The organism is Streptomyces sp. SM10 (assembly GCF_002910915.1).
Lineage (GTDB): Bacteria > Actinomycetota > Actinomycetes > Streptomycetales > Streptomycetaceae > Streptomyces.
In genome coordinates, this window is record NZ_NEUF01000049.1 from 1 (window position 1) to 25,808 (window position 25,808).

At 71.6% G+C, this 25,808-nt stretch carries 25 protein-coding genes; 11 read left to right on the forward strand and 14 right to left on the reverse strand.

Annotated features, from left to right (window positions below; genetic code table 11):
* Positions 1–71 precede the first annotated feature (71 nt).
* The 3 genes from B9S57_RS06390 to B9S57_RS06400 form a co-directional block, all read right to left on the reverse strand.
* On the reverse strand, positions 72–485 hold the full coding sequence (locus B9S57_RS06390) for a cytidine deaminase (RefSeq protein WP_103514549.1): 414 nt from the start codon (positions 483–485) through the stop codon (positions 72–74).
* Between the two features lie 21 nt (positions 486–506).
* Entirely contained in the window at positions 507–1,640 is a 1,134-nt protein-coding gene (locus B9S57_RS06395; RefSeq protein ID WP_103514550.1) for an IS630 family transposase, read from the reverse strand.
* 304 nt (positions 1,641–1,944) lie between these two features.
* Positions 1,945–2,523 (reverse strand): TetR/AcrR family transcriptional regulator, encoded by a 579-nt coding sequence (locus tag B9S57_RS06400; protein WP_258036252.1) that lies wholly within the window; start codon positions 2,521–2,523, stop codon positions 1,945–1,947.
* Between the two features lie 197 nt (positions 2,524–2,720).
* On the opposite strand from B9S57_RS06400, the gene B9S57_RS06405 reads away from it, so the two are divergent.
* Positions 2,721–3,017: an SHOCT domain-containing protein gene (locus tag B9S57_RS06405; RefSeq protein ID WP_103514552.1), complete on the forward strand. Its 297-nt coding sequence runs from the start codon at positions 2,721–2,723 to the stop codon at positions 3,015–3,017.
* 115 nt (positions 3,018–3,132) lie between these two features.
* On the opposite strand, the gene B9S57_RS06410 is transcribed toward B9S57_RS06405, so the two are convergent.
* Entirely contained in the window at positions 3,133–3,657 is a 525-nt protein-coding gene (locus tag B9S57_RS06410; RefSeq protein ID WP_181011253.1) for an ATP-binding protein, read from the reverse strand.
* A gap of 213 nt (positions 3,658–3,870) precedes the next feature.
* Complete coding sequence (locus B9S57_RS06415) at positions 3,871–4,233, reverse strand: hypothetical protein (protein WP_103514554.1); 363 nt, start codon at positions 4,231–4,233, stop codon at positions 3,871–3,873.
* Positions 4,234–4,462: 229 nt separating this feature from the next.
* On the opposite strand from B9S57_RS06415, the gene B9S57_RS06420 reads away from it, so the two are divergent.
* Positions 4,463–5,596: a PLP-dependent cysteine synthase family protein gene (locus B9S57_RS06420; RefSeq protein ID WP_103514555.1), complete on the forward strand. Its 1,134-nt coding sequence runs from the start codon at positions 4,463–4,465 to the stop codon at positions 5,594–5,596.
* Between the two features lie 49 nt (positions 5,597–5,645).
* Here B9S57_RS06420 and B9S57_RS06425 read toward each other — a convergent pair whose 3' ends face one another.
* The 3 genes from B9S57_RS06425 to B9S57_RS06435 all read right to left on the reverse strand — a co-directional run bounded on the left by B9S57_RS06425 (position 5,646) and on the right by B9S57_RS06435 (position 8,288).
* The gene (locus B9S57_RS06425; protein ID WP_103514556.1) at positions 5,646–6,827 is read right to left on the reverse strand and encodes a PP2C family protein-serine/threonine phosphatase; all 1,182 of its coding nucleotides are present in this window, start codon (positions 6,825–6,827) and stop codon (positions 5,646–5,648) included.
* 127 nt (positions 6,828–6,954) lie between these two features.
* Entirely contained in the window at positions 6,955–7,389 is a 435-nt protein-coding gene (locus B9S57_RS06430; RefSeq protein ID WP_103514557.1) for an SRPBCC family protein, read from the reverse strand.
* 68 nt (positions 7,390–7,457) lie between these two features.
* Positions 7,458–8,288, reverse strand: a complete 831-nt coding sequence (locus B9S57_RS06435; protein ID WP_103514558.1) for a DeoR/GlpR family DNA-binding transcription regulator — start codon at positions 8,286–8,288, stop codon at positions 7,458–7,460.
* Between the two features lie 230 nt (positions 8,289–8,518).
* Between B9S57_RS06435 and B9S57_RS06440 the strand changes: the two genes are divergently transcribed.
* On the forward strand, positions 8,519–10,957 hold the full coding sequence (locus B9S57_RS06440) for a hypothetical protein (protein WP_103514559.1): 2,439 nt from the start codon (positions 8,519–8,521) through the stop codon (positions 10,955–10,957).
* Here B9S57_RS06440 and B9S57_RS06445 read toward each other — a convergent pair.
* The 4 genes from B9S57_RS06445 to B9S57_RS06460 all read right to left on the reverse strand — a co-directional run bounded on the left by B9S57_RS06445 (position 10,927) and on the right by B9S57_RS06460 (position 15,699).
* Positions 10,927–13,362 carry a right-handed parallel beta-helix repeat-containing protein gene (locus tag B9S57_RS06445; protein ID WP_103514560.1) on the reverse strand — a complete coding sequence of 812 codons (2,436 nt, stop codon included), beginning with the start codon at positions 13,360–13,362 and terminating at the stop codon, positions 10,927–10,929. The two genes, B9S57_RS06440 and B9S57_RS06445, sit on opposite strands and share 31 nt — an antisense overlap.
* A gap of 207 nt (positions 13,363–13,569) precedes the next feature.
* Complete coding sequence (locus B9S57_RS06450; protein WP_103514561.1) at positions 13,570–14,187, reverse strand: hypothetical protein; 618 nt, start codon at positions 14,185–14,187, stop codon at positions 13,570–13,572.
* Between the two features lie 158 nt (positions 14,188–14,345).
* Positions 14,346–15,170 (reverse strand): MOSC domain-containing protein, encoded by an 825-nt coding sequence (locus tag B9S57_RS06455; protein WP_103514562.1) that lies wholly within the window; start codon positions 15,168–15,170, stop codon positions 14,346–14,348.
* Positions 15,171–15,219: 49 nt separating this feature from the next.
* Positions 15,220–15,699 carry a DUF6643 family protein gene (locus B9S57_RS06460; RefSeq protein ID WP_103514563.1) on the reverse strand — a complete coding sequence of 160 codons (480 nt, stop codon included), beginning with the start codon at positions 15,697–15,699 and terminating at the stop codon, positions 15,220–15,222.
* A gap of 195 nt (positions 15,700–15,894) precedes the next feature.
* Between B9S57_RS06460 and B9S57_RS35220 the strand changes: the two genes are divergently transcribed.
* Positions 15,895–16,026 carry a hypothetical protein gene (locus B9S57_RS35220; protein ID WP_258036253.1) on the forward strand — a complete coding sequence of 44 codons (132 nt, stop codon included), beginning with the start codon at positions 15,895–15,897 and terminating at the stop codon, positions 16,024–16,026.
* Positions 16,027–16,183: 157 nt separating this feature from the next.
* The gene (locus tag B9S57_RS06465) at positions 16,184–17,467 is read left to right on the forward strand and encodes a TerD family protein (RefSeq protein ID WP_103514564.1); all 1,284 of its coding nucleotides are present in this window, start codon (positions 16,184–16,186) and stop codon (positions 17,465–17,467) included.
* 21 nt (positions 17,468–17,488) lie between these two features.
* Here B9S57_RS06465 and B9S57_RS06470 read toward each other — a convergent pair whose 3' ends face one another.
* Positions 17,489–18,670, reverse strand: a complete 1,182-nt coding sequence (locus B9S57_RS06470; RefSeq protein ID WP_103514565.1) for a glycosyltransferase — start codon at positions 18,668–18,670, stop codon at positions 17,489–17,491.
* Between the two features lie 58 nt (positions 18,671–18,728).
* On the opposite strand from B9S57_RS06470, the gene B9S57_RS06475 reads away from it, so the two are divergent.
* From B9S57_RS06475 to B9S57_RS06490, 4 genes are all read left to right on the forward strand, one after another.
* A complete protein-coding gene (locus tag B9S57_RS06475; protein ID WP_181011254.1) occupies positions 18,729–19,520 on the forward strand; it encodes a glutamate racemase in 792 nt (263 codons plus the stop codon).
* A gap of 70 nt (positions 19,521–19,590) precedes the next feature.
* Positions 19,591–20,163 (forward strand): hypothetical protein, encoded by a 573-nt coding sequence (locus B9S57_RS06480; protein WP_103514598.1) that lies wholly within the window; start codon positions 19,591–19,593, stop codon positions 20,161–20,163.
* Between the two features lie 74 nt (positions 20,164–20,237).
* Positions 20,238–21,869 (forward strand): apolipoprotein N-acyltransferase, encoded by a 1,632-nt coding sequence (lnt, locus tag B9S57_RS06485; RefSeq protein WP_103514567.1) that lies wholly within the window; start codon positions 20,238–20,240, stop codon positions 21,867–21,869.
* A 9-nt stretch (positions 21,870–21,878) separates the two neighbouring features.
* A complete protein-coding gene (locus B9S57_RS06490) occupies positions 21,879–22,358 on the forward strand; it encodes an NUDIX domain-containing protein (RefSeq protein ID WP_103514568.1) in 480 nt (159 codons plus the stop codon).
* Positions 22,359–22,411: 53 nt separating this feature from the next.
* Here B9S57_RS06490 and B9S57_RS06495 read toward each other — a convergent pair whose 3' ends face one another.
* A complete protein-coding gene (locus B9S57_RS06495; protein WP_103514569.1) occupies positions 22,412–23,800 on the reverse strand; it encodes an MFS transporter in 1,389 nt (462 codons plus the stop codon).
* Positions 23,801–24,280: 480 nt separating this feature from the next.
* On the opposite strand from B9S57_RS06495, the gene B9S57_RS06500 reads away from it, so the two are divergent.
* Together B9S57_RS06500 and B9S57_RS06505 are read left to right on the forward strand one after the other, a co-directional pair.
* On the forward strand, positions 24,281–25,201 hold the full coding sequence (locus B9S57_RS06500; protein ID WP_103514570.1) for an AEC family transporter: 921 nt from the start codon (positions 24,281–24,283) through the stop codon (positions 25,199–25,201).
* A 167-nt stretch (positions 25,202–25,368) separates the two neighbouring features.
* Positions 25,369–25,800 (forward strand): hypothetical protein, encoded by a 432-nt coding sequence (locus B9S57_RS06505; protein ID WP_103514571.1) that lies wholly within the window; start codon positions 25,369–25,371, stop codon positions 25,798–25,800.
* Positions 25,801–25,808 lie beyond the last annotated feature (8 nt).

Here is a 25,808-nt window from a genome sequence, read left to right on the forward strand (position 1 = left end):
TGCTAGTGCCGCGTCAGGCAACGTTCGCCCTGTTGTCGGCAGCGGTGCCAGATGGTGCTCGGTGGAGCGGTTCACTCAGCGCCGAGCTGGTGGTCGGCCCAGACGTAGCTTTCGGGCAGCAGGTCGGTGATGAGGACGGTTCGGATGCGGTCGCCTTCGCCGACGATGACCTTGAGGGACGGGAAGTAGTCGAGGAGGACCTGACGACACCGGCCGCATGGGGGAACAACTCCTCGGTCGCGGTCGCCCACCGCGACGATCGTGTTGAGCTCGTAGGCGCCCTGGGCGGCTGCCGCGCCGATGAGGACCATCTCGGCGCAGGGACCTCCCGTGAAGTGGTAGGCATTCACGGTGGTGACGATCCGGCCGTCCTGGGCGCGGGCCGCGGCTGCCATCGTGTGGTTGTCGCCCCGGCAGCGGGTGCGAGCGACGTGCGCCGCGGCCTGGATGAGTTCGTGGTCGACGGGGTGGGTCTGCGTGGTCATTTTCTCTTCCTTCGTCAGGTGTCAGGCGACGTTGACCCGTGTGACGAGGGTGCGCAAGCGAATATCGGCGGTGTGCTTGTTTCGCCAGATGATGTAGCGGCGGATCATGCTGCCCTGCTCCTTGTGGCTGGCGTGGTCGGTGCCGTCGAGGGTGAAGTAGCGAAGGGCGGTGAACTGGGCCTCGATCCGGTTGAGCCAGGAGCTGTTGGTCGGGGTGTAGGCAATTTCGACGTTGTTCGCCGTGGCCCAGGTGCCGACCCGCTGGCACTTCTTGGTGGTCAGGTGCGGGGAGAAGTTGTCGCAGACGATCGCGATGCGGACCTGGGGCGGGTAGAGGCTGCGCAGATAGCGGCAGAACTCCAGGAACTGGGTGCGCTTCTTGATCGGCTTGATGTGGCCGTAGAGCTTGTCCCTGGCCAGGTCCAGGGCGGCGAACAGGTGCCGTACTCCGCCGTAGCGGTTGTAGGTCGCCCGCCGCCTGCGGCGCGGTGCGCGGTCGGGGTCCTTGTGTTTCCCGCCGCGCTCGGCCCATTGCCGGCCGGGGTGGGGCATCAGGTTGAGCGGCCCGAACTCGTCCACGCAGAAGATGACTTCGGGCTCGTCCACCTCGGGTATGACCTCCCCGTCGGCGATCGCGTAGAGGTGCTCGACCCGGGCCTTCTTGGCCGCGTAGTCCGGATCGCGGGAGGTCTTCCAGGTCTTCAGGCGTTGAAAGGAGACGCCTTCCTCGCGGAGCAGGATGCGCAGGCCCTCGTGGCTGATGTCGTCGACCACCCCCTCGGCGACCAGGAAGTCCGCCAGCTTGGTCAGGCTCCAGGTGGAGAACGGCAGGTCGTGCTCGGTCGGCTTCGACTTCGCGATCTTTTTGATCTCGCGCCGCTCGGGCAGTGTGAACGTCTTCGGACGCCCGCCCTTGTACTTCGGATACAGCGACTCGAAGCCGTCGGCGTTGAAGTTGTGGATCACATCCCGGACCCGGTCCGCGCTGGTGAAGGTGACCTCGGCGATCTTCGCCACCGGCATGCTCTGCGCGGACAGCAGGACCATCTGGGCCCGCCGCCAGGTCACCACCGACCCGGTGCCCCGGCGGATGATCCGCAGCAGCCGTCTGCCCTCATCATCGTCGATCTCGCGTACGCGTACTCGCTCTGCCACCTGGACAGGGTGACGGCCACGCGCCGCCCGGCACAGCACCGGGACGGCGCGTCACGTCACAACAGGGCAAACGTTGCCTGACGCGGCACTAGCCGACTAGCGGCGCGGGGGCGGCGGGGGTGAGGTCGACATGCCGACCCCCGCCGTTCCACCTGGAGCCCCGTACTTCCGATCCCCCGCGGAGGTACGGGGCTTCCTCGTGTTTTGGCGCAGACTCGCAGGTCACGTGCGGGGCAGCCCGCTATGGCGTAGTATCCAGTTGACTAGGGTGATCTCGTACTGCATGGCGTGCATCGACTGCTCCTCAGGCCTGACGGGACGACGTGATCTGCGGGGCGAGCAGGGAGAGCAGCCCCCGGACAGCCGCGTCGAACGGGGTTCCCGACCCTGACGCACGGGCCAGGACGTAGCCGCCCTGGACGAGGGCCACGACAGCCGCGGCGGTCTCACCGGGGTCGATGCCGGGGGAGAACTCGCCCTCGTCCAGGCCTTCCTGGACGATCTCGGCGAGCCGTCCCCGCAGCCAGCCGATCGTCTCGTCCACCGGGGCCCGCAGGGCGTCGCTGGCGATCACGTCGGGGTCCATCGTCAGCCGCCCCACCGGGCAGCCCCGCAACACCTCGCGTTCACGCAGCAGATAGGCCGAGATCCGCTCGTACGCCGATCCGGGGCCGTCCAGGATGCGGCCGGCCGTCTCGCGCATCTCCGCCGAGGTGCGCGAGACGGCGGCGAGAGCCAGATCGGGCTTGCCCGTGAAGTGGTGGTACATGCTGCCCTGGCCCGCCCCCGCCCGCTGCTGGATCGCCTTGGGGCTGGTGCCCACGTAGCCGCGCTCCCACAGGAGCTCCTGGGTGGCCTCGATCAACCGCTCCGGAGTGCTCATGCAGGAACTGTACATACCAGTAGGTACAGAATCCACGCCGATCCGCGTATCCCGGGAAGCAGAACACCGGTCCCGGTGTACTCCCGCCGCGGTACGTGGACTGCCGCCACCCGTACGACGCCTCCGGCCGCCGCCGGGGACAGGCTCGTAGGTGACAGGAACGCACGGCTGAACCCACGATCGAGGAGCTGACCGAGATGGACACACTGGCGAACTCCGGAGGGCCCGGCCCCTGGATCCTTCTCTTCCCGGTCATCTGGGCCGCCGTCGCCATCGGCGTCGTGACGCTGCTGCGCCGGACCGTCCTGCGCGGACGGCGTGGCCCGTGGCAGGCACGCGGGACCCGGCAGGCCGGCCCCGCGGGCGAGCACTCGCCGATCGGTCTCCTCGGACGGCGGTTCGCCGCCGGCGAGATCGACGAGGACGAGTACTGGCGCAGGCTCTCCGTCCTGGACGAGCCCTACGGCCGCTACGACAAGGACGGCCCGGCGTGACGGCGGACCGCGGGTGACGTCCTGGCCCGGAAGGCCCGGAAGGAGGCCCGGCCAGCGCGGAACGCGTCGATCGCGAGTGGATCGACGCGCTCCGCGGTGCGCGGCCCGGCTCCGGTCAGCCGACGACGGCCGACCGGACCCGCGTCCGCGCGCTTGTCGGTTCCAGGAGCCCCGCGACGTCCGAGCCGAACGGGCCGTCGGTCGTCGACCCGTACACCGGGAGTGGGGGCAGAGCGGTGGTGAAGGACGGTGCGGGCAGGGTGAACCAGATGACTTTGCCCGCGTCGTCGCTCGGTCGTACGCCCCAGCTCTCGCTGAATGCTGCGATCATCGCCAGCCCGCGCCCGGATGTGGCCGAGAAATCGGCGTTGCACACGGTCGGCAGCCGGGGGTCGTGGTCGTGGACGGAGACCGTCAGCCGGTCGAGCAGGAGATCGACCTCGACGGTGCACGATTTGTCCGGCTGTGCATGCCGGTGGACGTTGGTCAGCAGTTCGGTGACGCCGAGCGCTGCCGGGTCGATCAGAGGATCGAGATGCCAGTAGCGCAGTTGCGCCGAAATGATTCTGCGGACCTGACCGATCCGCGACGGCAGGGCCTGGAGCTCCACCGCGCAGTGCCTGCTTGGCTCGCTGATCACGGCTGCGACTCCCCGAAATAGGTCCGGAAGAAGACGGAGGAACGGATCCAGCAGATGGCTGACTGCTGTTTCTGGTCATGCGTGGTCCGCCCTGCGTGGCCTCCGGCGGTGCGGCTTCCGCTGTCACCGCCGGTACACCATCAGTGACGTGTGACCAGCGTGACTCAGGGGATTGGGCTCCGCAACTCGCGGTGTGCGCACCGGACCGCAGCGTCAGATCCGCCGCCCTGCGGCGGCCCGGAGTGCCTCCAGGAATCTGCGGACCGGCGCGGCTCCGCCGGGCCGCCGGTTGCGCTGGCCCATGGTCAGCCGGTACCGCACCCCGTTGATGCGGGCGACCGCCGAGTCGGCGGCCGGGAACCAGGGCCTTCCCGCGCTCACCGCCGTCACCGGGGCGCTGGTGATCTCCCGCCCGTTGCTCGTGAGCAGCGCGATCCGGCCGTCCTTCACGATCACTTGGCCGGCTCTGGTCAGCGATCTCGCCCACCGCTGGATCCTGACGTCGCTCGCTCTGAACTCCACCGCGCCGAAGTCCGGCGCGCCGAAATCCGCAGCGCTGAATTCTGTCTCGGCCATGGCGACTTCGCCCCCCCCTTGTACCGGCTTCTGCAAGTCTGCCCGCAGACAGCGTTCCTGCACCAGGGCTCGTGGCGACCGATTCCGACCGGACCCCGTCCGGGGGCCCTCAGGCCGTGACGCCTGGGGCAAGGAGAGGCTATGGATCGTCAAAGTAAAGGTTTGTGCAGGTGGGGGGAATATCGTGGGTCCCACGGAGTACCGCCGTCACCACCGAAGGAGACCGCTGATGGACACCAGTGAGCACACACCTGGCGGTGGCCTCATGGAGACCGTGGACATCGACCGGAGCGATCCGGACTACCGGGACTGGCTCAAGGAAGCGGTGCGCAAGGTCCAGGCGGACGCCAACCGTTCGGCGGACACCCATCTCCTGCGCTTCCCCCTGCCGGAGCACTGGGGTATCGATCTCTACCTCAAGGACGAATCGACGCATCCCACCGGCAGCCTCAAGCACCGGCTGGCCCGTTCCCTCTTCCTCTACGGGCTCTGCAACGGCTGGATCCGCCGCGGCAAGCCCGTGATCGAGGCGTCCAGCGGCTCGACGGCCGTCTCGGAGGCGTACTTCGCGAAGCTGATCGGTGTGCCCTTCGTCGCGGTGATGCCCCGGACCACCAGCCCCGAGAAGTGCCGCCTGATCGAATTCCACGGCGGACAGTGCCATTTCGTCGACGACTCCCGCCGGTTGTACGAGGAGTCCGCCGCCCTCGCCGCCGAAACCGGCGGGCACTACATGGACCAGTTCACCTACGCCGAGCGTGCCACCGACTGGCGTGGCAACAACAACATCGCCGAGTCCATCTACCAGCAGCTGAGGCTGGAGCGTTACCCCGAGCCCGCCTGGATCGTCGCCACCGCCGGCACCGGTGGCACCTCCGCGACCATCGGGCGTTACGTCCGCTACATGCAGCACGACACGCGGATCTGCGTGCCCGACCCGGAGAACTCCTGTTTCTTCGACGGGTGGACCCGGCAGGATCCGCTGGCGACCAGCGACTGCGGCTCACGCATCGAGGGCATCGGCAGACCCCGGATGGAGCCGAGCTTCGTGCCCGGAGCCATCGACCGGATGATGAAGGTGCCCGACGCGGCCTCCGTCGCGGCCGCCCGGGTGCTGGAGCGTGCCATCGGCCGCAAGGCGGGCGGCTCGACCGGCACCGGGCTGTGGAGCGCGTTCAAGCTCGTGTCCGAGATGGTCGGCAGAGGCACCACCGGAAGCGTCGTCACACTGTTCTGCGACCCGGGTGACCGCTACCTCGACAAGTACTACTCGGACGACTGGCTGCGTGAACAGGGCCTGGACATCGGACCGTACACCGCGACGATCGACCACTTCCTGGCCACGGGAACCTGGCCCGCCTGAGCGGTCCACGGCCGGATGCGCGCGGACACCGCACGTCCGGCCTCCCGTCTCACCTTCCGTCCTCCGCCTCGGCTGACCGTGCCGGCGCAGGGCCCGCACCGCCCGGGGCCGCAAGCCGTTCGACGGCGACGACGGCCGCGTCGTCGCCCAGGTTGCCCCCCGCGTGCCGCAGCAGATCGGCACGCATCCGCTCCAGCAGCTGCCCGGGTCCCAGGCCGGACCACGAGGCCACCCGCTCGGCCAGCGGGTAGAAGCGCCCCGAACGGTCCCGCGCCTCGGTCACGCCGTCGGTGTACAGCAGCAGCATGTCACCGGCACGGAAGGAGAACACGTCCTGCGTGGGGCCGGCCGGGGACAGAGCCCCCACCCCCAGCGGCGGCCCCGGTTCCGTGGCGTCGAGGGCGTGCACGCGGCCCGACCGCAGCAGGAGAGGCGGCGGATGCCCGCAGCTGACCAGGCGGAGCTCCGGAGCGGCATCCGGGATGTCCAGCACGGCGGCGGTGACGAAGGCCTCGGTGATGCCAGGATCGTCGGTGTGCTCGTCCTGCTCGTTCAGCGAGTCGATCCGGTGGGCGGCCACGCTCGTCTCCAGACGTGCGGCGAGACCGGGCAGGTGCCCCTCCTGGCGGGCCAGTGCCCGGAAGGCGCCCAGAACCCCCGCGGCACCGCTGATGGCGTCCAGGCCCTTGCCGCGGACGTCACCGATGATCACGCGGGTTCCCGCATCCGTCCGCGCCGCCGCGTACAGGTCGCCGCCGAGCTGCGCGCCCGCCTCGGCCGCCAGGTAGAAGGAGGCGAGGTGCAACGGGCCACTGCGTGCGGGCAGCGGGCGCAGGACGCTGCGCTGGGCCGCCTCGGCCACCGTCCGCAGCCGCACCATCTCCGTCGTGCCGCGCTCGCGCAGATGAGCGAAGAACGTGACGATCGCGGAGATCAGGAACAGCGCGGCGATCTGATAGGTGTGATTGAGGTCGTGGATGCTGGAGCGCGTCAGGGCCACGGCCGCCTGGGCCAGCACAGCCACCGCGCCGACGCAGGCGGTCAGACGCGGGCCGGCGAACGATGCCGTGAGCGCCGGTGCCGCCACGAGGAAGGGCCCCAGGTGCACCTCGGGCGGGACGTTGATGTCGACCACGGTCACCACGGCGATCAGCGTGAACGGCGCCGCGAGCAGTGCCCTGCTCGGCCGGGTACCGTCCCGGAGCCCTTCACGCCATTGCCGCAGTCCCATGAGTCCGGGATACCTCACCGGCCGAGCCGCCGCCCCTCCTGGGAGCATGTCCGAGGGGTGATCGTTCCGTGCTCGACGCCGTCGCGCCCGGCGGGACGGTCCTGGGCGAGCGAAGGCCGCGGGATACTCAGTCCTCCAGCAGAACGCCGAGCACGCGGGAGAAGAGCCGTCGGCCGGCGGTCGCCAGCAGCGGATCGAACCAGCGCGGCAGGAGCCGCACCCGCAGTTCCTCGACCCAGATGACGTGCGAGCCCGAATCCGTCGGCCGGATGTCGATCGACGCGCGGCCGCGCACCACCGCACCCCGCTTCTCCAACCGGCACAGCCCCGCCCGGCCGGCGGCGGGCGGGGTCCACCGCACCACTTCCATCGGATCGTCGAAGCCCAGCGGACCCACACCCGTACGGGCCACGAAGACCGTTCCCGTACGGGTGGGCAGCCCCGTCGGGACGGTGACCGAGGTGAACGGGGCCGCCCCGCCGTGCCGCTCCCAGTCCGTCACCCGGCGCCACGCCTCGGCAGCGGGGAGAGGAGTGAAGCGTTCGATGCGGAATACGGCCACAGCCCGATCCTAGGACGTCTGTCGCGCGCAGGCCCGGGGAGCGGAACACGTGGGTGCCACCCGGCGGACTACTCGTCCGACGCGCCGCCGGCCACCACCAGGCCGGGCAGATGCTCCTCGATCTCCTGCCGGGCGCCGTCCGGCAGCCCGGCGTCCGTCACGAAGGTGTCCACCTCGTCGAGCGTGGCGAAGGAACTGAGCCCCACCGTCCCCCACTTGGTGTGGTCGGCGACCACCACCACCCGGCGGGCCGCCTGGACGAGCCGGCGGTTCGTCTCGGCCTCCGCGAGATTGGGCGTGGAGAGACCGGCCTCGGCCGAGATGCCGTGCACGCCCAGGAACAGGAGGTCGAAGTGGAGCGAGGCGATCGCCCGGTCCGCGACCGGGCCGACGAGCGAGTCGGACGGCGTACGGACGCCTCCGGTCAGCACCACCGTCGCCGCCCCGGCCCGCGCGCCGCCCGAGGACGCCGGACGCTGCGCCCCGTGGAACACGTCGGCCACCCGGCTCGAATTCGTCACGACCGTCAGGCCGGGTACGTCGAGGAGATGACGGGCCAGCGCGAACGTGGTCGTGCCGCCGGAGAGCGCGATGGCACTGCCGGGCGCGACCATCGCCGCCGCCGTGCGCGCGATGTCCTCCTTGGCGCTGAGCTCCAGGGTCGACTTGGCCTCGAAGCCGGGCTCGTGCGTGCTCGCCTCGACGACGGGGACGGCTCCGCCGTGCACCTTCTCGATGACTCCCTGACGCGCCAGGGCATCCAGATCCCGGCGGATGGTCATGTCGGAGACGCTCAGCTTGCGGGTCAGCTCGTTGACCCTGACCCCGCCGCGCTTGCGCACATCGTCGAGAATGAGCGCACGCCGCTGCTCCGCGAGCAGGTTCTGGTTCTCGCTCAACGCCGGGCCCCGGCCCTTCCCTCTGTCCGCACGGTCCGGCAGGGGTCCTGCGGGACGCCCACATCCTCCCACGCACGCTCCCGAGCCGTCCCACTGGGGAGATTCCGTGAGAGCCGGTGCGGCGAGTGCCCCTCGTCCGCGATGGTGGTGACTGCGCATCAGCTCAGACGCAAAGCCGCCCCCCTCCCGCCGGCCGAGAGCCGGACGGACCAGAAAGCGAGTCACCGACCTTGCCCCCTGCCTCCCAGGCCGACGCCGCGCCGAACAGTGGTGCCGCACTGGAACTGCTCGTCCACGGCGTCGGCGGAGCCACCCCCCAGGACATGCTCGGCGACCCGCGTACGACCAGGATCACCGGTGACGCCACGGCCGCTGTGTACCGGCGCACCGAGGACGTAGGAGCCGAGCAGCACCCCGAGCACCTCCGGGACGGGCCCGTCGCCGAGGCCTACTGCTGGTCCAACCTGACCTCCGGCAACGGCTCCCGGGCCCTGTGGCTGCTGCTGCTCCCCTTCATGGTGGTCAACCTCGCCCACTGGATGCGGCCCACCGCGCAGGGGCGTACCCGGGCGGTCCGCCTGTACGGCGTGCTGGTGCGGCTCGTCGCCCTCACCCTCACCGTGCTGCTGACCGCCGCGGCCTGCGAGGTCGCCCTCGACCTGGTGGCCTGGCAGTGCGCGGGGACTCCCGAGTGCTCCGGGCAGCGTTCCTGGCTCGGCTTCCTGTCCACACACCAGGACGGGTGGTTCGCTCAGCCCGGACGCCGTCTCGCTGTCGCCGCGCTCGTGCCCACAGCCCTGGTCGGACTCCTCTGGTACCTGTCCAACCGCACCTGGAGCGCCTACGAGTCGCAGCGTCCCCTGACCATGGACGAACCGGCCGGTACGGAGGCGGACACCGATCCCGACGAGGACGCGGACGTCGTGGCGGAGTCCGGCGCACCCCTGGTCCGCCCCGCCCTCGGCAGGCCGGGTTTCTGGTACGGCCGACGGCTGGTGGCCCGCCTGCGCGCGGCACACACCGCGGCCGGATTCCTCACCGTCGCGGCCTCGGTCGGATCCACCGCCGCTCGGCACGACCGGGCGGCGGACAGCCCCGTCCTCGCGATGGCCGGTGTCCTGTTCGAGGCCGGCCTCGTCCTGTGCGGCCTCGTCGTCGTCGCGGTGGTCTGCCACCGGGGGCGCAGCGAGCGACGCCTCGACAACCGCATCGACCGGGCCGTCACCACGTTCCTGCCCGGCGCCGCTCTGGGCCTGCTGCTCTGCGCGGTCACCTACGCCGGCTGGTCGCGTCCCGGCTGGGTGTCCTCCGGCACTCTTCCCGGTGAGGCCGTCTTCCGCGCGCTCGCCCTGGGACAGGGCCTGCTCGTCGTCGTACTCGCCGTGGTGGCGCTGGCCCTGTACCGGCGTGCCCCCGAGCCGCGTACGACCCTCCACGGCCTCGGCGGCCCCGTCGTGGCCATGCTCGCCTGCGCCCTCGGCGGGGTGATGACCGGCGGGGTCGCCCAGCGCGTCGCCGACTGGCTCGACGGTCCCGGCACGCCCGGCATGGGCGCGGGCGCCGACATACCGGGCCCTCCGGTGCTCCTCAGCTGGCAGGCTTCCGTCATCCCGGTCCTGCTGCTTCTCCTGCTGCTCCCCGTCATCTGGCTGACGCTCCGCACCCTGCGGCACGCGCGCCGGCTGGGGCCCGCGGTCGAGGCGGAGTACGAGGTGAGGCACCCCGAGCCGGACCGCACCCGGAAGATCGCACGCACCAGGGCGACCGCCGCACTCACCGACTCCGCGCCGGGCATCCTCGGACTGCTCTCCGCGGCCACTCTGCTGCTCGGCACGGGAGCGGTGACCGGTTCCTGGATCACCGGCGAGGTCCCCGGTCTCGCGATGGACGGAACGGGCCCGTTCGTCGAATCGCTCGCCGAGGCGGCTCAGTCTACCGGCTCCTGGCTGACCGGCTTCGGCGTCATACTGTTCGTCACCTGGGGCCGTCGCGCCTACCGCGACGTCTCCGCCCGGCGGACCATCGGCATCCTCTGGGACGTGGGGACGTTCTGGCCGCGGGCGGCCCATCCCTTCGCTCCGCCCTGCTACGCCGAGCGGGCCGTCCCGGACCTCTCCTCGCGGATGTGCGCCTGGACGGGACGTACCCGCGGCAGGCTCGTCATCTCGGGCCACTCCCAGGGCAGCGTGCTGGCCGCGGCGGCGGTGTGGCAGCTCCCCGACTCCGCCCGGCGCCGCGTCGCACTGCTGACGTACGGATCTCCGATCGAGCGACTGTACGGGCGCTGGTTCCCCGCCTACTTCGGCCGCGTCCCCCTGGAAGGGCTGCACCGGTCCATGCACTGCTGGCGCAACCTCTGGCGTGGGACGGACCCGATCGGCGGCCCGGTCCGGATCGACGAGCGGCAGGGCCACGAGATCGACCACGGCCCGCTGAAGGACCCGCTGGTCTACGGCCGCACCGTCGAACACCCGCTCCCCGAACCGATCCTGGGCCACTCGGACTACCAGGCCGACCCGGTCTTCGCGGTGGAGCGTGCCGCCCTCCTGGAACGGCTCGGGCCCCGCGTGCCCCAGCAGTCCGGTGCGGGCGCACAGGGCGGCGGACCCCGGAGCGGCAGCGCTCAGGACGGCACCGCTCAGGGAAGCGCCGGGAGGTCCTCGGGATAGAGCATGGTCAGGTCGTCCGTGCTCGGGTCGGCGAGCTGGGCGACCCGGCCGGCGTGCCGCTCCACCATCGACTCGAAGGTCTGGCGGGCCGTCCTGCCGTTGCCGAAGGCGGGGCCCTTGGGGAGCACCGTGAAGTAGCTGACCAGTGCCTCCGCCGCGCCCTCCGCCAGGCTGTACTCGTGCTCCTCGGTCTGCTGCTCGACGATCCGCAGCAGTTCGTCGGGCTCGTAGTCGCTGAAGGTGATGGTCCGTGAGAACCGCGACGCCACACCGGGGTTGACGGTGAGGAACCGCTCCATCTCGTGGGTGTAGCCGGCGACGATCACCACCACGGCGTCGCGGTGGTCCTCCATCAGCTTCACCAGCGTGTCGATGGCCTCCCGGCCGAAGTCGCGGCCGGAGTCCTCGGGCGACAGGGCGTACGCCTCGTCGACGAACAGGACCCCGCCGCGCGCCCGGTCGAACGCCTCCTGGGTACGGATGGCGGTGGATCCGATGTGCTCGCCGACGAGATCGACCCGGGACACCTCCACGAGATGGCCGTGTTCCAGGACGCCGAGCGAGGCCAGGATCTCGCCGTAGAGCCGGGCCACCGTCGTCTTGCCCGTACCGGGTGAACCGGTGAAGACCAGGTGCCGGCGCACCGACGCCGCCTTCAGCCCGGCCAGCCGGCGGCGGCGTCCCACCTCGATCATGTCGGTCAGCGCCCGTACCTCGCGCTTGACGCTGTCCAGGCCCACCAGTGCGTCGAGCTCACCCAGGACGGCGTCCGACTCGCGCGCCGGTTCGGCGGGAGGCGCGACGGGCGCGGGGACGGCCGGCTCGGAGGTCCGCTGCCCGGGCATCGCGCCGAGCAGTCCGGGGGTGGCCTGCGTCGCCGTCAGGACCGCGGGGGCAGGGGGAGTGACGCCCCGCAGGCCGCTCTCGTCACTGGTGCAGTCCTGCGCCACCGGACCGGACGCGTGCCCGTCGCCCGAGCCCTCGGCGAATTCGTAGCCGCCGCGCGCGCACCGCTCGGTACGGCAGCGCGTCAGGGTGGAGCGGCAGCCGTCCATCACATGGAAGCCGTAGCCCTCGCTCCCCGTGACCCGGCAGCTGTCGAAGGTGCCACGGCCCTCGGCGGAGACGTAGAAGCCGGCCTCCGCGGGGGAGGTGACCGTGCACCTCTCGATGGTCGGGTCGGCGCCCTTGGTCACGATGACACCGGTCTGCGCCGCGTCGATCGTGCAGTTGTTCAGCGTGCCGCCGCTGCCGTGATCGCGGAACCACGCCCCGGTGGACGCCTCACGGATCCGGCAGTCGTCGAGCTGGGCCGTGGCTCCGTCGCTCACGGAGACCGCGGTGTTACGGATCTGGGACAGGTCGCTGTCCACGACGTCCGCGCGCGAGCCCCGGTCGAGGACGAAGAGGGCGTCGGGCACGTCGTGGACCCGGCACGAGTCGAGTATCACCGTGGCACCGTCACTGACCCAGACCGCCGGGTAGTCACCCGTACTGTCGTGGATCTCGCACTGGTTGGCATCGACACGGGTGCCCGGGTCCCAGACCGAGAGGCCGTTGCGGCCGAATCTGCGGACGGTGGAGCGGGTCAGGGTGAGCACCGAACGGGACCGCAGGTCGACCGCGTTCTCAGGGATGTCGTGAATGTCGCAGTCGGCGAGGGTGAGGACGGCGTCGGTGTCCAGCGTGACTCCGTCGGAGGACGTGCGGTGCACCGTGCAGTCCGTGAGGTGCGCCGTTCCGCGTGAGGAGACCTGTACCCCGCTGCCCTTGATCTCGTACACCTCGCAGCCCACCGCTTCCAGGGCGCTGCCCTCCCCGGTGACACTCAGGCCCGCGCCCGACGCGTGGTGCACACGGCAGCGGTCGAGCCGCGGGTGCGCGCCGTCCCGCACGGAGACGCCGGACTGGCCGGCCGAGACGACCTCGCACTCCTCGAACGCGCCCCCGGCGCCGTCGAGTACGGCGATTCCCACGCCTGCCGGATTGTCGACGGTGCAGCGGCGCACGGTCGGCCTGGCGGCGCCCCGCACCTCGATCCCGGCGGCCGACCTGGTCACGATGCGCAGATCCGACAGCTCGGGCGTGCCCTCCTCGACGAGCAGCGCGGGGGCCGCCGAGTCCTGGCCCTCCACATGGAGGTCCTGGAGGACGGCGGAGGCACGGACGGTCAGGGGGACTCCGTCGGCCGGCGCGATCCGGACGGAGCCCGCGGACCCCTCGGGACCGCGCAGTGTCACCGCGCGGTGGACGACGAGATTCTCCCGGTAGGTGCCGGGGGCGACGGTGAGGACGTCACCGTCCGCTGCGGCCTCCAGGGCGGCGGTGAGGGAAGCGTATTCGCCTGTTCGGCGACGCCATCGCGATGTGCCGGTGTGCGTCACCTGGACCGTGCCCTGTGCCATGGTGCTGCTGAGCCCCCACCTCGTGCCGTGTGCGCTGCCTCGTGCCTGTCCGCCTGCCCCGCCGGTTCACCCGCGGGCCGTCGTCCCGCCTGTCGAGGAGTCGGGCGGGCCGGTCCACCGTAGCGCGCGGGACGGGCGCGAGTTGACGGGTCGGCCGCAGGGAGCGGCCCGCCCCGGCCGCGCACCAGGAGAACTGCGCCCCCGGGCTCAGCTGCCCGTACCCGTTCTGCCCCAGTCGGGGCCGACTTCGGCCCACGCACGGTCGAGCCGGGCGTACCGCCGTTGCATCATGCGCCCTACGACGGCCCTGCGGGCGATTTCCGCCAGACCGCCGACGACCAGCGCGGCGCCGAGGCCCGCGAGCACCGCGTGGGTGTGTGCCGTGGAACTGTCCATGGGGCGCATCACCGGGTTCCCCCGGTCGTCCGTCCAGATCCGGATCCGGGTGCCGGGAGCCGTCATCGTCGACGCCGTCGACACGGTGCCCGTACGCGCCGTACCGTCCGGGGCCCGCCAGTCGGCCACCACCGACGTGCGCATGGAGCCCTCGGTGACGGCCGCCTCGGGGTCCTGGGCGAAACGTGAGGTGCCCGAGGAGGCGCGGACCACGACGGCCGGGGCCAGGTGGCGCTGCTCGTGCTGGGCCCGCACCGCCTGCCGGAGCGCGTCGTCCGTGAGCGACCCGACCTTCCATCCGAGCACCGGTGCCGCCAGCACCATCAGCAGCAACGCGGCCAGCGCCACCCACGCCTCATGACGGTCGGTGGGCCGGCATGCCGGATTGCGCCGCCACCTCCGGATTCCCAGAATCGCTCGCACAGTCATCCACCCCCTTGCCTGTCCGTGATAACCCGCCGGGGCGGCGAATGCGTCCACGGGCGGCGAAGAGAGAGCAACCTCACGCCGACAACGCCTCCCGGGCCTCACCGAGTTCCCTCGAATTCTCCTCCGGGAATCCGGAGAACCGGGAAATCCGTGCGAGGTCAGCCGAGGACCCGCACCGGGTCCCCCACCCGGATCATGCCCGTGGTCTCCGGAATCAGATTCTGGCCGAAGAGAAGATGCTTTCCGTCGCGGCGGTGCCGGGCCAGCGTGTGCAACGGCTCCTTGCCCCGCTCCGCCGTTCGCTGGTCGGTGGTCGTGATCACGCACCGACCGCACGGCTTCACTACACGGAACGCGACCTCCCCGATCGCGATCCGCTTCCAGCCGTCCTCCGCCCAGGGTTGCGTACCGTCCACGACCACGTTCGGCCGGAAGCGGTCCATCGGCAGCGGCCCCTCGTCCGGGTGGTCCCCCTCGGCCACCAGCGAGTTGAGCGCGTCCAGCGAGGACCTGGCGGTGAGCAGCAGCGGGAAGCCGTCGGCGAGTGACACGGTCTCGCCCGGGCGGCCGAACTCCGGGTCCACGGGCCTGCGGTGCGACGGCGCGTCGAGATGGACGAGCCGGACCTCCGCACCGAGACGCGCGCTGAACCAGGTGTGTGCCTCCCCGGAGGCCATGACCACCTCGACCTTGCTCCGGTGGAGCTCGGCCGTGACCGTACGGGCGGGATCGGGCACCTCCACCGCCAGCGACGGACTCCCCGCCGCCGCCAACGACACCCCGCCACCGGGCAGCAGCTCGGCGGACAGCTGTGCCATACGGGGCTGCTGGCGCTGGGTGACCACCCTGTTCTCGCTGTCGAGCAGCATCCAGCGACGGTCGTCGGCGAGTCCCCATGGCTCGACGACGGCCTGGTCGGCCGCGAGCGAGGCCAGCGACTTGACCGGGTGGACGTACACGGCACCGAGTGCGGGAGAAGGCATGCCCTCATCCTGCCAGCCGTCACCGACGGTGCGCAGGAGCGCCCGTCAGTCAGTACCCCCGGCCCTGGTAAGGGCGGTTGTAGGGCTCCTCGTACGGAGACTGCGCGGGTGCGGGGCGCGGCGAAGCGGGGCGCATCGCCTCGTATCCCGTGCCGGGCCTCTGCGGCTGCTGCTGGTAGCCGCGCGCCGCCGACGGCTGCTGCGGGATGTACGGCGCCGGCGCCTGCTGCAGCTGTGCGGGCTGCATCATCGGCGCCTGCTGCATCCCGGCGTTCTGGTACTGCGGCTGCGGCGTCTGCTGCGGGTAGCCGTAGGACCCGGTGTGCTGCGACGGTGCCGCAGGCAGGGCCGGGAGCGCCGACGGCAGGGCCGGCAGGTAGCTGTTCCCGGTGTCGTAGGCGGCGGGGACTCGGATCGGTGCGATCTGAGGGGTCCCCCGCTCGGCTACCAGGGAGTCGTAGATCGGGGTGTCGGGGAACGACGGCGCGGCGTAGTAGCCGCTGCCGTAGGTGGAGCGGGGGGAGGTCATGACACATAAGTTAAGCCCACGATGTGCCGGTTGGGGAGCCCCAATCTTGGGCTCATCCTTTTTATGCTGGTTCTGCTCGTCTGACCTGCCGAAACATCGCCGGATGCTCCTGTCGGGGGCAGGGGCTTTTCCGCCCGAACCGGCCCCGGGTTCACGGGAAGTGGCGAAAGGGCTACCAAGGGCGACATTCGTGTGGTGCGCGCCGGAACGCACCGCGGGGGCGGACCTTCACGGCTGCGCCGGAGAGAAGCGTGCGACGGCACCACCTGGCTGGAACCCGTCACCGACGAGCAGTACGCCACAGCGCTCTCCACCGCCGCGCGCTGAGGCCGCCCGCCACCGTGGTCCCGCGGTCCGGCCCGGGGCGGCGCCGCCGAAAGCGGTCCACGGGGGATCGCGGGGACCGGTCCGTCGAGGGTGTGGGCTCCCCGACGGGCCGGGGATTAGGTTGGTCCGGGAGACTCTCCGGGCAGCCGGACTCGTGATGGGGGCGAGCATGACCATGCAAAAGGGAACCAATGTCGCGGTGCCGGCACAGTCCGTGCGGGTCGAACTGGGCTGGCGTACCTCGCCGGGGACACCCGACGTGGATGCCTCGGCGCTCCTCCTGGTGTCCGGGAAGGTGCGCAGCGACGCGGACTTCGTCTTCTACAACCAGCCGCAGCACGCCTCGGGTGCGGTGCGCCACGAGGGCAAGCGGACGGCGGGGGACTCCGTCACGGACAGTCTGGCCGTCGACTTCGCGCGGATCGAGCCCACGATCGACCGCGTCGTGGTGGCTGCCTCGGCGGACGGCGGCACCTTCGGACGGGTGACCGGCCTCTACGTGAGGATCGTGGACCCGGCGAACGGTTCCGAGATCGCGCGTTTCGAGAGCGCGGACGCGACGGTCGAGACCGCGTTCATCCTCGGTGAGCTGTACCTGCGCCAGGGTGCCTGGAAGTTCAGGGCCGTGGGGCAGGGTTACGACACCGGACTCGCGGGCCTCGCGACGGACTTCGGTATCTCGGTCGACGAGCCGCAGCAGGCACCGCCGGCCCCGCAGCCGCGGCCGGCAACGCAGCCCCCGGCACGCCCGGTCGCGCCCCCGGCCGCCCCGACGCAGGCCGCGCCCCCTGTCGTACAGGGCGTCAGGCTGACCAAGGTCACCCTGACGAAGGAGGCCCCGTCGGTTTCCCTGTCCAAACAGGGCGGCACGTCCGGTGCGCTGCGCGTCAACCTCAACTGGGAGGTGCGCAAGCAGTTCAAGGGGTGGGGCGCGAAGCTCGGCAGGGCCGTCGCCATGCACTCCGACCTGGATCTCGATCTCTGCGCACTGTACGAACTCACCGACGGGAGCAAGGGGGTCGTGCAGGCACTCGGAAACGCCTTCGGCTCCCTGCGCCAGCCCCCGTACATCCACCTCGACGGGGACGACCGGACCGGCTCGGTGTCCACCGGCGAGAACCTCACGGTCAACCTCGACCACAAGGACAGGCTGCGCCGGGTACTCATCTTCGTCACCATCTACGAAGGCGCCCGCAGCTTCGCCGATCTGCACGCCACCGTCACCCTGCAGCCGCAGAACGGCGCGGCGATCGACTTCTCCCTCGACGAGTGCACCGTCCCGTCCACGGTGTGCGCGCTCGCGCTGATCACGAACAGCGGGGGAGACCTCACCGTGCAGCGCGAGGCCCGCTATCTCGTCCCCCAGCGCGGGGTGAGCCCCCAGCGGACCATCGACGCCGCCTACGGGTGGGGCATGAACTGGACCCCCGGGCGCAAGTGAGCGCACCGGCCGGGCCCGGACTCAGGCTTCCGGTGCGGCCTCGGGACGGGCGTACGTACGCCCCTTCCAGGCCGCACCGAGCCCCCTGTGGTGCTGTACCGCCGAATCCACGGTCATCAGGAGATAGAGGACCGCGGTGAAGGGCAGCAGCGGCGCCAGCCAGAACGACTGCCGGTAGTAGGCGAGCATGGGCAGGTAGGTCCCCGCCATCACGGCCCAGGCCGCCCCGCCCGCCGAAGCGGCCACCGGATCCCCCGCCGGCAGGCCGGTGAGCAGGGCGACGGGTGGCGCGACATAGACGAGGCCGAGGCCGAGGACCGTGCCGGCCAGCAGCACAGGGCTGTGGCGCAGTTGGGCGTACGCGCTGCGCGACACCATCCGCCACAGGTCGAGGAGGCGCGGATACGGGCGCACGCTGTCCACCCGCTCCGCGAGCCCCAGCCAGATGCGGCCGCCGGAGCGGCGGACCGCACGGGCCAGAGACACGTCGTCGATCACCGCCTGGCGGATGGACTCCGGGATCCGGGCACGCTCGGCGGCTCCGGCACGCAGCAGCACACAGCCGCCGGCCGCCGCGGCCGTCCGCGAACCCTTCCCGTTCACCCGGCGGAACGGATACAGCTGCCCGAAGAAGTAGACGAACGCCGGCACGACCAGCCGCTCCCAGGCGCTCGTCACCCGTAGCCGGGCCATCTGCGAGACCAGGTCGAAGCCGTCCGCCCCCTCGGCCCCGGCCGCGGCGACGAGTTCGCGCAGGCTGTCCGGCTCATGGGCGATGTCGGCGTCCGTCAGGAGCAGGAATTCGGGCTTCCGCTGCCGCGCCAGCGCCATTCCGTGGCGCAGCGCCCAGAGCTTGCCCGTCCACCCCGGCTCCGGTTCACCGGGAGTGACCACCGTCAGCGGCAGCCCCCCGCACCGTTCGGAGAGTGCCCGGGCCAGCTCGCCCGTGCCGTCCTCGCTGCAGTCGTCGACCAGGAAGACCTCGGCGTCCCCCGGATAGTCCTGGGCGAGCAGCGACGGCAGGCTCACGGGCAGGACCTCCGCCTCGTCCCTCGCCGGGACGACCACGGCGACCGAGGGCCAGCGCTCCGGCTCCCCGCGTACGGGCAGCCGCTGGTCGGTCCGCCAGAAGAACCCCTGGCCCAGCAGCAGCCATACCCATACGGTCAGTGAACCCACGGCGATCCAGGCAAGGGCGCTCATCCGTCGAAGTGTGCCCCACTCCGACGGTGCCGCGAGGGCTGTCGACTATGGTGACCGGGTGAAGATCGCACTCATGGACTCGGGAATCGGCCTGCTCGCGGCAGCGGCCGCAGTCCGCCGACTGCGGCCCGACGCCGACCTGGTGCTGTCGTCGGATCCCGGTTCGATGCCCTGGGGCCCCCGTACGCCCGAGGACGTGACCCGGCGCGCACTGGCCGTGGCACGCGCTGCGGCGGCGCACCGGCCCGACGCCCTGATCGTCGCCTGCAACACCGCTTCCGTCCGTGCCCTGCCCGCGCTGCGCGCCGAGCTGGAGCCCGGGCTGCCGGTCATCGGTACCGTGCCCGCGATCAAGCCGGCCGCGGCGGGCGGCGGCCCGTTCGCGATCTGGGCGACGCCGGCGACCACCGGGAGCCCGTACCAGCGCGGCCTGATCCACGACTTCGCCCGCTCCGTCGACGTGACCGAGGTGCCCTGCCCCGGGCTCGCCGACGCCGTCGAGCACGCCGACGACGAAGCGATCGACCGCGCCGTGGCCGCCGCGGCCGCGCTCACCCCCGCGGACGTGACGGACGTCGTCCTCGGCTGCACCCACTACGAGCTGGTGGCGACACGCATTCGCGCCGCCGTGGAGGGCGGCCGCCCCGGTCGCGCTCCCCTCGTGCTCCACGGCTCGGCCGACGCGGTGGCCGCCCAGGCGCTGCGCCGCATCGGGGCGGAGCCCGCTCCGTCGGCCGAACCGGCCGGCACGCTCACCGTCCTGCTCGGCGGACACACCGCAGACCTGACCGAACCCGCTCTGGCCTACGCCGAGGGCCTCCTGCTCAAGGCCGTCAGCCCCGCGATCTGACCCCCTCCGGCACCTCACCGGGGCCGCGCACCCCCTCCTCACGGGCGGGAACGTGGGTACGCTGCTCAGCATGACGGACCACCCCGGCAAGACGCGGCACGGTTCGAGCCAGGCCCCGAGCACGGTCTGGACGGGACGGGCCACCAACCGCTTCCAGTGGCTGCTCGCGGCCGTGGGAGCGGGGTGCCTGGCGCTCGGCATCGAGCTGGCCGTCGACTCCGCCTGGAGCGCCGGGATCGCCCCCCTGCTCATGTCCGTCATCGGCTGTGTCGCCGCCGGCCTCCTGATCCTCTTCGGGACCCTCGCCTTCGTCCACGTCGCGGTGAGGGTCGACGGCGACGCCCTGGAGGTGCGCTGCGGTCACGCCGGACTGCCCCGGCGCCGGATTCTGCTCACCCATGTGGTGGGCGCGGACTTCGCCCCCAAGGTCACCCCGCGCCAGTGGGGCGGCTGGGGCTACCGCTGGCGCCCCGACCAGGGCACGGCCGTGGTCGTGCGCCGGGGGGAGGGTCTCGTGCTCCTGCTGGGGGACGGCAGGACCTTCACCGTCACCGTGGACGACGCGGAGGCCGCCGTACGGTTCATCCGCGACCGTCTGCACCTCCCGGCCACGGGGAAGACACCTGGCCCGTCGGGCACCTGACCCGCTCCGGCTCCCGCTGCCCGGCAACGGGAGCGGCCGCCGTCCTCAGGGCCGTTCACCGTAGACTCCGGCAGGTGAGCGCCACCATCACCACCGCCGAACCGCCGCCCGCCCCCGTGTCCCGCAGCAGGAAGCTGTGGCCGCGGCTCGTCCGGCCGGCCGCATCCGTCCTGTCCGGTGCGCTGCTCTACGCGAGCTTCCCGCCCCGGCCCCTGTGGTGGCTCGTGCTGCCCGGCTTCGCCCTGCTCGGCTGGGTCCTGACCGGGCGCAGGGTGCGCGCCGCGCTGGGCCTCGGTCTGCTCGCGGGCCTCGGCTTCATGCTGCCGCTGCTCCACTGGACGGGCGAGGAGGTCGGCCCGGTTCCCTGGCTGGCCCTCGCACTCGCCGAAGCGCTGTTCATCGCCATGGGCTGCGTCGGTGTCGCCGCGGTCTCCCGGCTCCCGTACTGGCCCGTCTGGGCGGCCGCCGTCTGGACCCTCGACGAGGCGCTCCGGGCCCGGGTACCGTTCGGCGGTTTCCCCTGGGGCAAGATCGCCTTCGGCCAGGCCGAGAGTGCGTTCCTGCCGCTCGCCGCGGTCGGTGGTACCCCGCTGCTCTCGTTCGCCGTCGTGCTGTGCGGCTTCGGTCTCCTGGAGGCCGTACGGCAGGTCCGCCGGTACCGGGCCGAGGGCACCGTGCCCCGCTCCGCCGTCGTCGCGGCGGCCGTCGCCGTCGCCGCGCCGGTCGCCGCTGCGCTGGCCGCCCTCCCGCTCGTCGACGACTCGCCCGAGGACGGCACCGCCACGGTCGCCGCGATCCAGGGCAACGTCCCGCGCCTGGGCCTCGACTTCAACTCCCAGCGCCGGGCCGTCCTGGACAACCACGCGAAGCGCACCGAGGAGCTCGCCCGGGACGTCGCCGCGGGGAAGGTGGCCCAGCCCGACTTCGTCCTGTGGCCGGAGAACTCCTCCGATCTCGACCCGTACCGCAACCCCGACGCCCGCGAGGTCATCGACCGGGCCGTGCAGGCGATCGGAGCCCCCACCGTCATCGGCGCCGTCCTCACCCCCGACACCGGACCGCTCCGCAACACCCTGATCGCGTGGGACCCGGAGAGCGGCCCCGTGGACACCTACGACAAGCGGCACATCCAGCCGTTCGGCGAGTACATGCCGATGCGCTCCGTCGCACGGATCTTCAGCAAGGACGTCGACCGGGTGCAGCGGGACTTCGGCTCCGGCACCAAGGTCGGCGTCTTCGACCTCGCCGGCACGAAGGTCGGATTCGTCACCTGTTACGAGGCGGCGTTCGACGACGCCGTGCGCGACACGGTCAAGGACGGCGGACAGCTGATCGCCGTCCCGAGCAACAACGCGACCTTCGGGCGCAGCGAGATGACCTACCAGCAGCTGGCCATGAGCCAGGTGCGGGCGGTCGAGCACGGGCGGTCCGTCGTCGTACCCGTCACCAGCGGTGTCAGCGCGGTGATCCGACCGGACGGCACGATCGTGGAGAAGACGAAGATGTTCACCCCGGACGCGCTGGTCGACGAGGTGCCCCTGCGTTCCTCGCTCACGCCCGCGACCCGGCTGGGAGCCCTCCCCGAGGGGGTTCTGGCGCTGCTGGCCCTGGCCGGACTCGGCTGGGCGACGGCCCGGGCGGTGCGCGCGAGGAGGGCGCGCAAGGACCTCACGACCGGCCCGCGGAGCGCTCCGGACGGCACGTAGGCTCGGGCCATGGCCACTCCAGACTTCATCCGCGACATCCGCGCCACCGCCGGTCACCAGCTGCTTCTGCTGCCAGGGGTCACCGCGATCGTCTTCGACGACGAAGGAAGGGTGTTGCTCGGCCGGCGGTCCGACACCGGGAAGTGGTCGGTCATCGGAGGTATCGGCGAGCCCGGCGAGGAGCCGGCGCTCACCGCGGAGCGTGAGGTGTACGAGGAGACCGCGGTGCGCTGCGTCGCGGAGCGGGTCGTGCTCACCCAGGCACTGAAGCCGGTGCAGTACGCCAACGGCGACCGCTGCCAGTACGTCGACATCACCTTCCGCTGCCGGGTTACCGGCGGGGAGGCACGGGTGAACGACGACGAGTCGCTGGAGGTCGCGTGGTTCGACGTCGACGCGCTGCCTCCGCTCAGCGAGTTCTCACTCTTCCGGATCAAGCAGTCCCTCACGGACGGCCCCACCTGGTTCGCGCGCACCCCCGAGGCCTGACGGGCCCGGCTCCCCCGGAGGACGGCGGAGGCGGGCCCTTCGGCGGGACCGTCTCAGACGGTACGGGCGTCGGCGGGCAGCGCCCCGGAGTCCGCGGCCGGCCCGCCGGCCTCCGTCTCGATGTCCGCCAGGTCCCGGTTCCTGGTCTCCTTCGCGCAGACGATAGCCAGCACGGTCAGGAGGGCGGCCGCGATGACGTACAGCGAAATCGGCGTCGAGCTGCCGAAGTCGGCCAGCAGCGCGGTGGCGATGAGGGGCGCCGGGGCGCCCGCGGCGACCGAGGAGAACTGGGCGCCGATCGAGGCTCCCGAGTAGCGCATCCGCGTCGCGAACATCTCCGCGAAGAAGGCCGCCTGCGGCGCGTACATCGCGCCGTGGAAGATCAGGCCGACCGTGACGGCGAGCAGCAGACTCCCGAAGCTCCGGCTGTCGATCAGCGCGAAGAACGGGAACATCCACAGCGCCACACCGATGGCGCCGATCAGGTAGACCGGCCTGCGGCCCACCCGGTCGGAGAGCGCGCCCCAGAGCGGGATCACGGCGAAGTGCACGGCGGACGCGACGAGTACGGCGTTGAGTGCCGTCTGCTTGCTCAGCTCCGCGGACGTCGTCGCGTAGACGAGGATGAACGCGGTGATCACGTAGTAGCTGATGTTCTCGGCCATACGCGCACCCATGGCGATCAGCACGTCGCGCCAGTGATGCCGCAGGACGGCGACCAGAGGCATCTTCTCGGCCTGGGCGTCGGCGGCCTTGCGCTGCTCGGCCCGCGCCAGGGCTGCCTTGAAGACCGGTGATTCATCGACAGAGAGACGAATCCACAGGCCGAGGATGACGAGGACCCCCGAGAGCAGGAAGGGAATCCGCCATCCCCATGCCCCGAACGCTGCATCGGACATGAGCGCCGTGAGGGCGGAGAGCACCCCGGTCGCGAGCAACTGCCCGGCGGGTGCTCCCGTCTGGGGCCAGGACGCCCAGAACCCGCGCCGCTTCGCATCGCCGTGCTCCGACACGAGCAGCACGGCGCCGCCCCACTCGCCGCCGAGGGCGAAGCCCTGCACCAGGCGCAGGACCGTCAGCAGGACGGGAGCGGCGGACCCGATGGTGGCGTGTGTGGGCAGGAGCCCGATGGCGAAGGTCGCGCCGCCCATCATCAGCAGGCTCAGTACCAGCAGCTTCTTGCGCCCGAGCCGGTCCCCGTAGTGCCCGAACACCAGGGCCCCGACGGGACGTGCGGCGAAGCCCACCGCATAGGTGAGGAAGGAGAGAAGGGTTCCGACGAGCGGGTCGGAGCCGGGGAAGAACAGCTTGTTGAAGACGAGCGCGGCGGCTGAGCCGTAGAGGAAGAAGTCGTACCACTCCACCGTGGTCCCGACGAGGCTCGCGGCGACGACGCGGCGGAGGTCGGTCGGTGGTGGGGGAGCGGTTGCTGGGGCGGCCATGTGTACCACTTCCGGACAGTTGGCGGGGACGTTTCCGTGTCGCCATACGGTAGGAAGGGCCAGGTCAGGCGCGTATGTGGCGGGACACCATAGTTCAGGCGGCCGGTGTGCGTGCGGACCCTACGAGGGGTGCCCGAGCCGGGTGAGCGGAACGGCGCGACCGCACTCCGCCCGCCCGGGCCCGCGCGGCGGCGGAGACACCCCGGGCCCGCGCGGCCCGCTGAGCGAGGACGGCCGGCCTGCACGTCCTCCCGATGGGGTGGGCCGGCCGTGATCGCCGTCGCGGCCGGTCCGCGGTCCGCGCCGCTCACCCGACCGGTGCCGCGGCGAACGGTGCAGCCGCCCCGGCCACCGTTCCGACGCGTTCGTTCACCGCGCACCAGTGGTGCCCCTGCTGCCACGCCTGGACAGATGAAACGATTCTGCTTCGGCGATCGTAGGCTGAGGCCGGCCGCACACGATTCATCAGCAGGGATTTTCATGCAGGGAGTTCTCACCGGCTTCGCGGTGATCGCCGTCGTCATAGGCGTCGGCTACGTCCTCGGACGCCGCGGACACCTGGGGGACGACGGCCGTACGGTCCTGACCAGGCTCGCCTTCAACGTCGCGACCCCCGCGCTCCTGTTCACCACGCTCGCGGAGGCGGACCTGTCGGTCATCTTCTCCCAGCGCCTCCTGGTCACCGCCGCGGGTACCGCCGCCGCGGCCGCCCTCTTCATCTCCGTCGGTCTCCTGCGCGGCTGGGGGGCCGGACAGCTCACCATCGGCGCCCTGTGCTCCAGCTACGTCAACGCCGGCAACCTCGGCATCCCGATCGCCGTCTACGTGCTGGGAGACGCCTCACTCGTCGCCCCCGTCCTGCTCTTCCAGCAGATCGTCGTCACGCCGCTGGCCCTGACCGTCCTCGACCTGAGCCGGCCCGGCGAGCCGCGCCCCCTCTGGCAGCGTCTGACCACACCGCTCCGCAACCCGATGGCCGTCGGCTCGCTGTCGGGCGTCACCGTCGCCGCGACCGGGTGGACCGTCCCCGCGCCTGCCTTCGAACCCCTCACCCTCATCGGCAACATGTCCGTCCCCGCGGTCCTGCTCGCCTTCGGGATCTCCCTGCGCGGCAGCGGCATGCCCGCCCGCGGGGAGAACCGGCCCGCCATCGTCCTGTCCGCCGCCCTCAAGACGACCGTCCAGCCCCTTGTCGCCGTGACCATAGGCGCGGGCGTCTTCCATCTGCGCGGCGCCGCGCTCCTCGACGTCGCCGTGACCTCGGCGCTGCCCGCCGCCCAGAACCTCTACACCTACGCCTCGCAGTACCGCGTCGCCGAGCAGCTCGCCCGGGAATCCATACTGCTGTCCACACTTGCCTCCGTTCCGGTCCTCATCACCATCGCCGCCGTTCTCGGATAGGCCGCCCCCTCCGTCCGCGTCCGGTGCGCCATACGCCCGGATATGTGGGTCCTGCAGGCTTTCGGGAGTACGCGCCGGCCGGAACGCGGGGGCCGCTCACTTCGTGCGCATGCCAGATTCTTCTGACGTCACGTCATGTCCCCTCCCTCCCTCCCTCACGGCGCGGGGTGCTGCGTGCGGGGGCCGCCGTCGGCGGAGCGCTCGGTGTTCCCGGAGGGGCGCTGGCGGCAGGGGGGCGTCCCTCCGCCGCGGTGACGCCGTCGGCCGCCCTGCCACAGCCTCCGGAACTGCCCTCCGGGCTGGAGGCGTACCGAACCCCTCACGTCAACCGGGCCGGTGAGGTCACGCACCACGGGCTGTGGGCCTGCGCTCCCCGCGACGGCCAGGATCTCGCCGATCTCGCGAACTGGGCACACGGCAACGGCTGGAGACTGCGCGCACGGGGCAAGGCGCCCACCTGGTCGCCGCTCGCCATCACCGGGCCCACCGAGTCCGACCGGCACGTGCTGCTCATCGACACGACCAGGCATCTGACCCGCATGGAGCTGGTGGCACCGCCCGCCGGCCTCCCGGGGCCGTCCGCGCGCAGACCGGGGTGACCCTGGAG